The 11,590-nt window shown below is 38.5% G+C and carries 8 protein-coding genes; 2 read left to right on the forward strand and 6 right to left on the reverse strand.

The window, feature by feature from the left end:
• Nucleotides 1-30: 30 nt before the first annotated feature.
• Complete coding sequence (locus RGQ13_RS04315) at nt 31-1,074, forward strand: type IV pilus twitching motility protein PilT (protein WP_348392330.1); 1,044 nt, start codon at nt 31-33, stop codon at nt 1,072-1,074.
• 10 nt (nt 1,075-1,084) lie between these two features.
• Entirely contained in the window at nt 1,085-2,197 is a 1,113-nt protein-coding gene (locus RGQ13_RS04320; RefSeq protein ID WP_348392331.1) for a PilT/PilU family type 4a pilus ATPase, read from the forward strand.
• 27 nt (nt 2,198-2,224) lie between these two features.
• Here RGQ13_RS04320 and RGQ13_RS04325 read toward each other — a convergent pair whose 3' ends face one another.
• The 6 genes from RGQ13_RS04325 to RGQ13_RS04350 form a co-directional block, all read right to left on the reverse strand.
• Nucleotides 2,225-2,956, reverse strand: coding sequence for a SapC family protein (locus RGQ13_RS04325; RefSeq protein ID WP_348392332.1), 732 nt, complete (start codon nt 2,954-2,956; stop codon nt 2,225-2,227).
• 18 nt (nt 2,957-2,974) lie between these two features.
• A complete protein-coding gene (locus RGQ13_RS04330) occupies nt 2,975-4,531 on the reverse strand; it encodes a tryptophan halogenase family protein (RefSeq protein WP_348392333.1) in 1,557 nt (518 codons plus the stop codon).
• A complete protein-coding gene (nhaC, locus tag RGQ13_RS04335; RefSeq protein ID WP_348392334.1) occupies nt 4,528-6,033 on the reverse strand; it encodes a Na+/H+ antiporter NhaC in 1,506 nt (501 codons plus the stop codon). Before nhaC ends, RGQ13_RS04330 begins: the two co-directional genes overlap by 4 nt.
• Nucleotides 6,034-6,172: 139 nt before the next feature.
• The gene (locus tag RGQ13_RS04340; protein WP_348392335.1) at nt 6,173-7,330 is read right to left on the reverse strand and encodes a saccharopine dehydrogenase family protein; all 1,158 of its coding nucleotides are present in this window, start codon (nt 7,328-7,330) and stop codon (nt 6,173-6,175) included.
• Between the two features lie 8 nt (nt 7,331-7,338).
• Nucleotides 7,339-8,409, reverse strand: a complete 1,071-nt coding sequence (locus tag RGQ13_RS04345; RefSeq protein WP_348392336.1) for a saccharopine dehydrogenase — start codon at nt 8,407-8,409, stop codon at nt 7,339-7,341.
• Between the two features lie 194 nt (nt 8,410-8,603).
• Nucleotides 8,604-11,324, reverse strand: a complete 2,721-nt coding sequence (locus tag RGQ13_RS04350; RefSeq protein ID WP_348392337.1) for a TonB-dependent receptor — start codon at nt 11,322-11,324, stop codon at nt 8,604-8,606.
• Nucleotides 11,325-11,590 lie beyond the last annotated feature (266 nt).

Below are 11,590 nucleotides of genomic sequence, written 5' to 3' on the forward strand. Positions count from 1 at the left end.
TTTCTATAACAATTATAAATTAGGGATTTTATGGATATTACCGAACTTTTAGCATTTAGTGTCGAACACAATGCTTCCGATTTACATTTATCTACTGGTATGCCACCTGCCATTCGCGTTGATGGTGACGTACGTAAGGTTAACATCCCACCGCTAGAAGACAAAGACGTTAATGGTTTAGTGTATGACATTATGACCGATCGTCAACGTAAAGAGTACGAAGAAAATCTAGAAGTGGATTTCTCTTTTGAAGTACCTAACTTAGCTCGTTTTCGTGTTAACGCATTTAACCAAAACCGTGGTCCTGCTGCAGTATTTCGTACCATCCCAAGTAAAATTTTGTCTTTAGATGAACTTGGCTGTCCTGATATTTTTAGACAAATCTCAGAAAACCCTCGTGGTTTAGTACTTGTTACCGGCCCAACAGGCTCTGGTAAATCAACAACTCTAGCGGCTATGGTTGATTATATTAATGAAACTAAACGCGATCACATCTTAACTATTGAAGATCCTATCGAATTCGTTCATGACAACAAACAATGTTTAATTAACCAACGTGAAGTACATCGCGATACGTTAAGCTTTAACAATGCTCTGCGCTCAGCTCTGCGTGAAGATCCTGATGTAATACTTGTAGGTGAGATGCGTGATTTAGAAACAATCCGCTTAGCAATGACCGCAGCAGAAACCGGTCATTTAGTATTTGGTACGCTCCATACTACCTCTGCACCAAAAACCATTGACCGTATTGTTGATGTATTTCCAGGTGAAGAAAAAAGTATGGTGCGTTCTATGTTATCTGAATCACTTCGTGCGGTTATCTCGCAAACATTAATCAAAAAAGTTGGTGGTGGTCGTGTTGCTGCCCATGAAATTATGATTGGTGTACCTGCCATTCGTAACTTAATTCGTGAAGATAAAATTGCACAAATGTATTCAGCAATTCAAACCGGTATGTCACATGGCATGCAAACCATGGATCAATGTTTACAAAACTTATTAAGCCGTGGTCTTATTACCCGTGAAGATGCTATGCATAAAGCGGCGGATAAAAACCAGTTTAAGGTTTACTAAGGGAATTTAGATGTATTTACACCAATTACTAAAAGCCATGGTGAAGCAAGATGCTTCTGATCTATTTGTTACAGTTAACCTTTCAGCAAGTGCCAAAATAAATGGCGAATTACAGCCTGTAGATGAAAAGATATTAAACTTTGATGATTGTTTAGAGCTGGTTCATAGCTCAATGACTGAAAAGCAAATTACTGAATTTACCGAAACAAAAGAATGTAACTATGCTATTGCTATTGAAGACATTGGCCGTTTTCGTATTTCTGCATTTTGGCAACGTGAAATGCCAGGTATGGTTGTACGTCGAATTGTTACAGATATCCCCGATACCGAGGCACTTGGTTTACCACCCGTTTTAAAAGAACTGGTGATGTCTAAACGTGGCTTATTGTTGTTCGTTGGTGGTACAGGTACTGGTAAATCAACATCGATGGCATCATTGATCGGTTATCGTAACCGTAATGCTCGTGGTCATATATTGACCATTGAAGATCCGGTAGAGTTTGTCCACGAACACGGTAAATCGATGATCACTCAACGAGAAGTTGGCATGGATACCGAGTCTTTTGATGCGGCACTTAAAAGCTCATTACGCCAAGCTCCAGATGTTATCTTAATTGGTGAAATTCGCTCACAAGATATTATGGAGCACGCATTAAGCTTTGCTGAAACTGGTCACTTATGTATTGCTACCTTACATGCCAATAATGCCAACCAAGCAATTGACCGTATCATGCATTTAGTACCGCCAGAGCAACATGAAAAGCTGCAGTTCGATTTAGCTTTGAATCTACGTGGTATTGTTGCCCAACAGCTAGTACCAACTCGTGATGGTTTAGGCCGAAAAGCAGCTATTGAAATTTTACTGAACTCACCGTACATTTCTGAGCTCATTAAAAAAGGTGCTGTTGGAGACATCAAAGAAGTTATGGCGAAATCGCGCGAACTAGGCATGCAAACCTTCGATCAGGCGTTATTTGATCTATACGAAGCAGGGGAGATAAGTTACACCGATGCCCTGCATAATGCTGATTCACCAAATGATTTGCGCTTAATGATCAAACTTCGTAGTAATGATCAAACTGGAGTTGGTGGCCTCAAAGGTATGACCTTAGATGGTGATTAAATACTAAACAGCTAAAAAGCTGGAAGCTTATAGCTTTCCAGCTTTTAGCTTCTTATTTTTAAGATCAATCAACGCTTCAACATTATTTAATGATGCTAGGATGTCAGTCATTAATTGTACATAACCTAAACGTTCAAATTCTTGTTGCGCAGTAGCTGGGACTCGAACCAATACTTCTTTATTTATGGTATATAACCCCTGCAGGCTAATATCTTCTCCACTTTCTAAGGTAATATCTAAATTAACTGGCTCTAATAAGTTTTGCTCTAACAGTGCCTTTATAAACTCATTATTAAAACGAGTTCCTTCAACAAACTGGGCTAATAAATTAGCTTTATCTTGCAGATATGTTGTGGCCTTTCCTTGCTTAAATACAGCTTCCCCTTGCGTTGTTTGAACACGACTATTGTTAACATCAATTGCAAGTGCGGGTTTAGAAACTAATTTTCCGTCCACTTCTTGCTCGTCTTCAATTAGAAAGAAAGGTTCGGTTTGTAAATTTAATGGTAAATAACCTCCTTGCCACTTACCTTCATTAATGAATAAATTTTCATTAATGCGTAAACCTAACAAAGTGATAATACTAAACTGTCCGGTTTCTTCATTTTTGGCAAAGAAAATAGGGTAATGTTGAGCTATGTTTTTAAACTCTTGTGGCACCGTATGTACCAAGTGCGCATTAAAGCTGTGTGTAACATCAGTAAAAGCTAACACTTTAGTATTTATATGAGTATTGCTATCTAATTTTTCTAATTTCATTATCTTATTTCCAAGCAGCTAAACTTTATTAAAACCAAATTGACGAACTTTGTTAATCAACTCTCGGTTGGTTGGTAGTGCTTCAACATATCTTTTGGTCAGCTTGTCATTTTCGACGAACATTCTTTGTGCTTTTATTTGTACATCATCGCTAATAAAACCCTCTACAGCGGCATTGTTATAATCCATACCATAAAGTACATATTGATAACTGGCAGCCGAGAACATTTCACGTTTACGTTGAAAGTCGTATTCTGATGGTGATCGGTGTTGCCATAGGGCCATTAATTCTTGCAAACTTTCAGGGATAGTTTCTGGGTCACGGTTATCACGCCAAAAAGCAGTATCATCACGTTTACTTGCGGTATAATGCAATTTAAGAAAATCGATAACGCGATCCCAGTTATATTGAAATTTATCATTATATGATTTAGCAACAATATCCATAGTTTCACGATTTGCAGGTAATTGTTCACTAATACTGGCACAAGCAAGTTCGATCATAACTAGGGCAGAGGCTTCAAGTGGCTCTAAAAAACCTGCAGACATACCAACTGCAACACAATTATTAACCCAAAATTTCTCCCTAACGCCAGGGTTAATATCTATTTTCCTAAAGCTTAAGTCTTTAGCTTTATCACCAATAGACTCGGCTAAATAGTCTCTTAACAATTGTTCAGAGCGTTCTCGGCTGGTGTGTTTACTTGAATAAACATGACCAACACCGCGACGTGTCGGTAAACCTATATCCCAAATCCAGCCCGCTTCTTGCGCCGTTGAAATGGTATGAGATGCGATAGGGCTATCTTCACTTTCGTAGGGGATTTGTACTGCTAAAGCGGTATCGATAAACAAAATATCTTTTTTGCAAACTTTTGCTACCTTGTAATGCTTACCAATAAGCAGCGATGAAAAGCCAGTACAGTCAATAAATAAATCACCTTTGATATCACCATTATTAACACTGCTAACTGAAGCGATATCACCATTGTCAGCCGAATTTACTTTACTGACATGATCAAGGATATGAGTAACGCCTAAGTTTTTGGTACAGTGATTTTTTAAAAACTCGGCAAACTTTCCTGCATCTAAATGATAAGAGTAATTGGCTACTGCGGCATATTCTGGCGTAGAAATTAGTTTAGGGGCTAAATTATGTTCACACAATTGTTCTTGATAACATACTGCATTAGAGAATGAGCTATTCGATTTAGACGTTTTCCATGGCTTAAACAAATCTATTTCAAAATAGCCTTGTGGTAATACTAACGGGTGGTAGTAAAAGTCATCATCGGCACCTGTTACCCATTTGGCAAACTTTGCGCCTTGTTTAAAACTGGCGTCACATTCACGCATAAAATCAGTTTCAGATACCCCCATGTTTCTTAGCGTGTTACGCATGGTTGGCCAAGTGCCTTCGCCAACACCAACAGAGTTAACATCAGGTGATTCAATCAAGGTTACTTTTATGCCACCAGGTTTATTTGCATGGTGTGCCGCAGCAAGTGTACCCGCAGCTATCCAACCGGCGCTACCACCACCAACAATTACTATGTGTTTTAGTTCATTGCTCATAACTTTACTCGTCTTAATTTTTTCGGGATCTTCACCGGCCCAACAAAGGGCTCTTTGGTATCGTTAGTGACTAAAGTTTTTACTTTATAACCTAGTACAGCACACGTTATGCCAACAATTGGTGTTAACCAATTGAAAAAACAAAATACAGCGTATTCAAGTGGGTTAACTAACAAAACTGACTGCATATAAGCGCCACAAGTATTCCACGGGACTAAAGGAGAGGTAACAGTACCGCCATCTTCCAGTGCTCGAGATAAATTTTCAGGGGCTAAATTGCGCTTGTTGTATTCTTCTTTAAACATACGTCCAGGCATTACAATTGCGATGTATTGATCTGCAGCGATACAGTTAGTGCCAAAGGCGGTAATGATGGTTGTGGTTATCAAAGAGCTGGCGCGCTGTGAAAAACGGATCAAGGTCTCTACTATTTTTTTCAATAAACCTACACCTTCCATAATCGCACCAAAGGTCATCGCACAAATGATTAACCAAATAGTATTTAGCATCGAACCCATGCCGCCGCCACTTAATAAGTCGTTCATTACCGCGTTGTCAGTATTTAACTTCAAGCCTTCATGCATGACTTGCCAAACGACAGTGATATTTGCGCTGACATTGCCTAGCTCAGTGTTAGCATAAGAGAGGATTAAGTCCTGTTGAAATAACATTGCCCAAATTGCGCCGGTTATTGCTCCTATGCCAATGGCAGGAAACGCCGGAACTTTCTTAACAGCCAAAGTCAAAGTTACCACCAAAGGTAGTAATAAATACCAATCGATGAAATAAACGTCTTGCAAGCTTGTTAACAAACCATCTAACTGACCATCAGCAACTTTTACATCATGATTAAAACCGAGAATAAGAAAAATAAATAACGCAATAACAAAGCTTGGGATTGTGCTCCAAGTCATGTGTTTAATGTGAGTAAATAGTTCAGTACCAGCGATGGCAGGAGCTAGGTTCGTCGTATCAGATAATGGTGATAGTTTATCGCCAAAATATGCGCCGCTGATAATTGCGCCAGCGGTAATTGGTGCTGAAATATTTAAACCGTTAGCGACGCCCATCAAGGCAACACCGATAGTTGCTGCTACGGTCCAACTACTACCAATACTAATTGCCACGATGGCACAGATAATACTGCAGCTAACAAAAAAGTAATCTGGATTTAGAATTTGTAAGCCAAAATAAATCATCGTTGGCACGGTACCCGCTAATAGCCATGTACCTATTAATGTGCCAACAGCGAGCAAAATTAGAATAGCACCAAGAGTGAGGCTAATGCCTTTTACGATGCTTTTTTCAATGTGTTTACGTTGGTGGCCATTTTTTAAGCCAACCAAAGTAGCAATACCCGCACAAATCATTAGGGCTATTTGATTGGGCCCTGAGGATGAATTGTCACCAAAGTAAAAAACCGCCAACGACAATAAGACTAGTAGAAAAAAGATGGGAATTAATGCATCAAATAAACTGGGTTCACGTGTTGTAGATTTCATTTTTATTGGCCTCTTGATTCTCTTGAGATGTTTTTTAGTTATATTTTTAGGTTATCTCTTAACGTTTGATTTTGGGCTTAACCGGTTCTACTCGCAAGTTAATTAGTATTGAAGTACATTAATTAACTTGCTTTTAGAGTTAATTAATATGATTACGACAACTAATATTTTCTCCAAGTTCAACTAACTTGTTTAACCAGTCTTGTACTTGCTCAGCCTGATGAGGAGCCGCGCTTACGCCTGGGTTAATTTCTTTATTAAGTACCGCTAAAATGGCAAATGCAACAGGAATTGATACTAGTCTTGCCATTGCTTGACCAGATTTATTCCCGGAAGAGTCTAGTAAATAGCTTTGATGCCAAACTTTACCTTCAGCATTTTTAGCTTCTAGTTCAACGCATAGCACAACTCGATCAGCTTCATCTTTATCGTATGAATATTTTTGCTCTAACTCTTGGCTTATAGCTGTTAGGCGCTGTTCACTTTCACCCGCTGATAGTTGACCTATTTCATCAAAAAGGTATTGCCAAGCTGTTGACCAGCCACTTAGCCTAAGCGTACCGCGAACAAACTCTTTTACGTTCCAGTCATCAAGAAGTTGGTATTGCTCAATGAATGGTGTCGAATCACGGTTTGGATATGCCTGAAAAGTTTCTTGCGTATTACCAGAATCAATTTGGTAATCTCGCAACGCTTCCCATGGCGCTTTTGATGTAGCAATTTCACCGTTATTAATCCATTTAGCCGGTGATTTAAGCGCTTTTAATACACCTAACGGCGACCAACTAAATTTATATTTAAAGTCGTTGGCAACTTTTGGAAAACCACCACAATAAGAGCGAAAGTAAAGTTCATTATTTTTATCAAATTGTTCGCTGTTGCGATACTTATCAACTAAATCGTGCGCTAATAAATGATCAATGCCAGGGTCTAAACCAACTTCATTGACAAAACACAAGTTTTTGTCTTCTGCCTTGGCATTTAACGCGGCCATCTCTGGTGAGATATAACTACTTGAAACAAAATGGGCTTGTTTTTCAATACAAAGGTTTGCAACTTGCAGATGCTTCGTCGCCGGTAACATTGATACCACAACATCACCTGGGTTGATGTTAGCCGCTAACACTTGCCAGTCGAGTTGTTTTATCGATAGTTTACTACTGATATCTGCGAGTGTTGTTTGCGCTTTCTCAAGGCTACGGTTCCAAACAATAAACGGATTTTCGCTATTTGCCAGTAATTCAATACCAGGTTTAGAAGATAAGCCTGCGCCAAGCCAGTGGATAGTATGTTTCATAGGTGACCTTATATAGAGTCTATCTTTTGCTGATAAAGGTTTAGGGCCTTTGGCCACACACCTTGAGTTTTATCATCAAGAGTTAATAAATGGGTTAATAATTGTTGTCCATAATCTTCACTGCTTTCTTTTGGTAACAGTGATGGTAAATGATCAATCGCGATAAGGCTTAATGGTTTACTGCCAGCTGAAATTTCAATACAAGGTTGTTTAAACGTTGTGCATTGTTGATAAATAGGTAAAGGGTTATAACTGCCATATGGATCACAGCTTACATCGACAATAATCGTTAATTTACGATCGTCGGTGTTTAGCATCTCTTTGGTGATAAAAGGTGGTAAATCTTGATTAACCAGAACGCAGTTAACTAATATATCCATGTCATTAATTTCTGTGAATGGGCCACCTTTTTTCGTTTCAGCCATATCCCATTCAACCACCGTTAAGTTCAATGCTTTAGCTAAATCAACAGCGCCGCTGCCACTGCGACCTTTTGCGCCTATCACTAAAATACGAGGTTTCTCGCTTGATGTTGCTAGACCATTTGCCAAGTCTTTAAGTAAATCTTCTTTATTCGCATATGAGCTTACCTCACTTAATGCTGGTGTTGTGCCTTGATGTTGATTAACCCAAGCTTGCACAGATAAAGCAGCTCCGGCAAAACCGGCCCAGTAACCAAATGCCGCAATGCGTCGATTATTTTCATCTACTAAAAACTCAAGATCATAAAGCTTACCGTTACCAACTTTAAAACGATTTAGTAATGCTTGCCAACCCAGTTGATCTTTATAAGCATGGGCGAAGTAAATGTGCTGATGAATAATTGGGAAACTATCTTCAGGCAGTTCTTTTAAACCTAGAATAATGGCATTTTTTGGCGCATCTACCCAACTACCAGCGGAAACTATATTACAACCAATTTTTTCATATTCATAATTATCAAAAATACTTTGCTGTGATTGTTCAATACTAACTTGAAAACCAGCGCTAATAAGTTGTTGAGCGCCAGCAGGCGGCAAAGCGTTTCTTTGTTCATCCTGTTTGGTTTCGGCACGTAACCAGATATGGGGTTTGTTCATAATAAGTTTCTTATAAATAATAATTTGAGGAATATACCCAAGCCACCTCTGCGCTTAGAAACTACTATTTCAAAGTAGCTTGGGTATATAATACCAATCCGTATAATGAACACATCATTACGCGAACTGGCATAAATAAAGGGCTAATGATAGCCCTTTATTTTATTTAGCTAAACTAATCTATTAATTTTAGACTAGAAGTTAGCTCGAACACCAACAGAATAACGCGCACCTGTTTCAGCAATCGAAATTGTGTGGTTAGGTAATAAACCACGTTTTCTCGTTACTTCGTTAGTCACGTTAATACCTTCAACAAATATAGTGAAGTTATCGTTAATGTCGTAACTACTGCTCACATCAACTTGAGAATAATCATCAACATAGATTGGATCGCCACCAGCCCAGTTAGATGTTGACTGCATAAACTCATCACGGTTGTTATAAGCAACACGGAATTGAAAGCTATCTTGCTCATAGAAAACAACTAAGTTTTGTGAATCGCCTAGACCTGGAAGAGGCAATGGCTTTTCTGCTGTATCAGCATCTGATTCACTATCAACAAACGTCATGTTAGCCATGATACCAAAACCATTAAATGGTGCAGGTAAGTAAGTTAGCGTATGTTGAAATGCAATTTCTAACCCATCAATTTCTGTTGAATTAAGGTTTTCAGGACCACTTACATTGTAAACAAAATCACCACTAGGTACAGAAACTGTTTCATTATAGTTGCCACCATCAATAAAGTTGTCAATATCTTTAGTGTAGTAAGCTGCAGATGCATAGCTTGCATCATCAAAGTACCATTCAAGACTTAAATCAAAGTTAGTTGACTCATATGGTTCTAGGTAAGGGTTACCACCGGAAGCGTTTAAGCTATCAATTTTACCTTCGCCGTAAGAAAGGGCAGGAGACAGTTCTGTTAACGTTGGACGAGTAATACTTTCAGAAAACGCAGTACGGATAAATACGTCTTCAACAACTTCGATATTAGCATTGATGCTTGGTAACACATGATCATATTCACTGGTTACGCTTAGAGCTTCAATATCAGCAGATAATACTGGTACGTATTTACCGGTAGCGTCAGGACCACTCATATCAAGTAATGCTTCACCATAGCCTGATGATTTAGTCGTTGTTTCAACGTAACGAACACCAGCAACTATTTGCCAAGGCATTTCACCAATTTCACCTTGCAAGTAAGCATCAAAATATACTGCCGTGGTTTCTTCGTTTACTTCATATGATTGACCTTTAACATTAAGAGCTGTGTGGCCGTTGTACATGTCTAGGTTATCTTTCATCGCTGCAGCATCTGCAGGATCCAATTGACCGTAACCTGCTTCGCTTTCTAAAAATGCCATGTATTCGTATGAATCAAAAATTAACCAATCATTAGTTGGGCTACCGCTTTCTGCTGATAAGAAACCATCAGCATTAAAATCTGTAAACAAGCTTGCTGGTAATTGCACACCATAGCCACCCCAACCGTTACGAATATCGGTATGTGTGTTGGTTGGCATAGTTGATAAAGTACGATCAGAAAAAGCAGTACCAAAGTTAACTTTACTTAACACACCTTGATCTACTACCCATTCAGCATCAAGACGAATTTCTGAAATTTCATCTTCAATATCATCACCAAAAATACTTGCCCAGTTCGCACCTAAGATATTTTTATCTAAGTTTTCAGCAAAATCTAAGGTTGGTACGCCGCCTTGTGAATTGTCAAAGGTGTAACCATTAAAGAAACCGGCTACGGTATCAGTAGTACCATTGCCACCGTTTGATTCAGCTTTCGAATAAGAAATATCAGCAGCTAAATTAAAGTCGCTGGTAATTTGCCAGTCAGCATTAAAACCAAAAGCAGATGTTTCTGTTGTTGTTACCGATAAACGGTTTAAGTAATCGGTGGCGCTGTTATTACCTGACGTTAAACGTACTACAGTACGGTTTTCGTCAAGTTCTGCGGCAACGGTATTACCAACTTCAAACCAATGAGCAAGAATATCTTCGCGGTAGCTTACGTCATACTCTGAATAAAGAGCATCAGCCGTGATCACTAAATCATCAGAAGGCTGATATTGAAATACTAATGTACCACTGGTACGTTCACGGTTTTCAGTCTTTACGATTTGATCGTAGTTTTGTGGCATGTAAACATTTTCAAGAACTTCACCACTTGCAAGGCTATCTAATGTTGTATCGCCATAATAACCGTAGGTTAAAGAATTATCAGTGCGAGTATCACGATCGCTATAACTGAATGATGCTAAAACACCAAACTTATCATCAGCAAAGGTATTACTAATTAAGCCAGAGAAAGTAGGGTTGCTTTCTTCTGACATTTCGTCATAAGTGCTTTTAACACTAGCAACTGCTTTAAAACCATTAAGATCTAATGGACGATGGGTAGTAATGTTAACTGTTGCACCAATACTACCGTCTTGTAATTTAGCAGTTTGAGTTTTGTTAACTTCAGCGCCATTAATTAATTCTGCTGCTAAAGTATCAAAGCTAAATGCACGACCACCACTTACTGAGGCCATAGTACGGCCATTAACTAGTACCGCATTGAATTCAGGGCCTAAACCACGAACACTTATCTTTTGACCTTCACCGCCATCTCGATCAATTGCTACACCAGAAATACGTTGTAATGACTCGGCAACGTTTTGATCTGGAAATTTACCAATGTCTTCTGCTGATATAGCATCAACAATACCATCAGATGATTTTTTCAAATCCATAGCACGTACTAAAGAGCCACGAATACCGGTAACGGTAATTGTTTCAACATCATCGTTTAAGCCTTCAGCTTGTTCTTCTGCTGCATATGAATTACTGGTGGCACCTAAACTAAGCATAATTGCCATTGATAGATAACTAAGTTTTGGTTTTGCTAGTTGCATTTTTATCCCTCCCCAGGGTGTTTTTTTGCATCAGTAAATTTAAGCTTTCAGATTGTTTTTTTACTTAAACTTACAACTTTTTACAGTTTGTTGTATTTGATACTACAAGTGAAAAACATCTTTTGCAATATTTATCATACAAATAGTATAGTATTAACTATCCTACTAAAGTGTTTAAGTGTGGTTAATTATTTGTTAATCTTATGTTAATCGTTAAGTAATAAGGGCTTAAGTGGAGGTGTAATGAATTTTATTGCATTTAATCG

Source organism: Thalassotalea psychrophila, assembly GCF_031583595.1.
Classification (GTDB): Bacteria; Pseudomonadota; Gammaproteobacteria; order Enterobacterales; family Alteromonadaceae; genus Thalassotalea_A; species Thalassotalea_A psychrophila.

What these genes read in the sequence shown, in the direction of transcription:
- RGQ13_RS04340 (WP_348392335.1), bottom strand. Translation starts at nt 7,330, where the DNA reads ATGAAACATACTATCCACTGGCTTGGCGCAGGCTTATCTTCTAAACCT.
- nhaC (WP_348392334.1), bottom strand. Translation starts at nt 6,033, where the DNA reads ATGAAATCTACAACACGTGAACCCAGTTTATTTGATGCATTAATTCCC.
- RGQ13_RS04320 (WP_348392331.1), top strand. Translation starts at nt 1,085, where the DNA reads ATGTATTTACACCAATTACTAAAAGCCATGGTGAAGCAAGATGCTTCT.
- RGQ13_RS04345 (WP_348392336.1), bottom strand. Translation starts at nt 8,409, where the DNA reads ATGAACAAACCCCATATCTGGTTACGTGCCGAAACCAAACAGGATGAA.
- RGQ13_RS04315 (WP_348392330.1), top strand. Translation starts at nt 31, where the DNA reads ATGGATATTACCGAACTTTTAGCATTTAGTGTCGAACACAATGCTTCC.
- RGQ13_RS04330 (WP_348392333.1), bottom strand. Translation starts at nt 4,531, where the DNA reads ATGAGCAATGAACTAAAACACATAGTAATTGTTGGTGGTGGTAGCGCC.
- RGQ13_RS04350 (WP_348392337.1), bottom strand. Translation starts at nt 11,324, where the DNA reads ATGCAACTAGCAAAACCAAAACTTAGTTATCTATCAATGGCAATTATG.
- RGQ13_RS04325 (WP_348392332.1), bottom strand. Translation starts at nt 2,956, where the DNA reads ATGAAATTAGAAAAATTAGATAGCAATACTCATATAAATACTAAAGTG.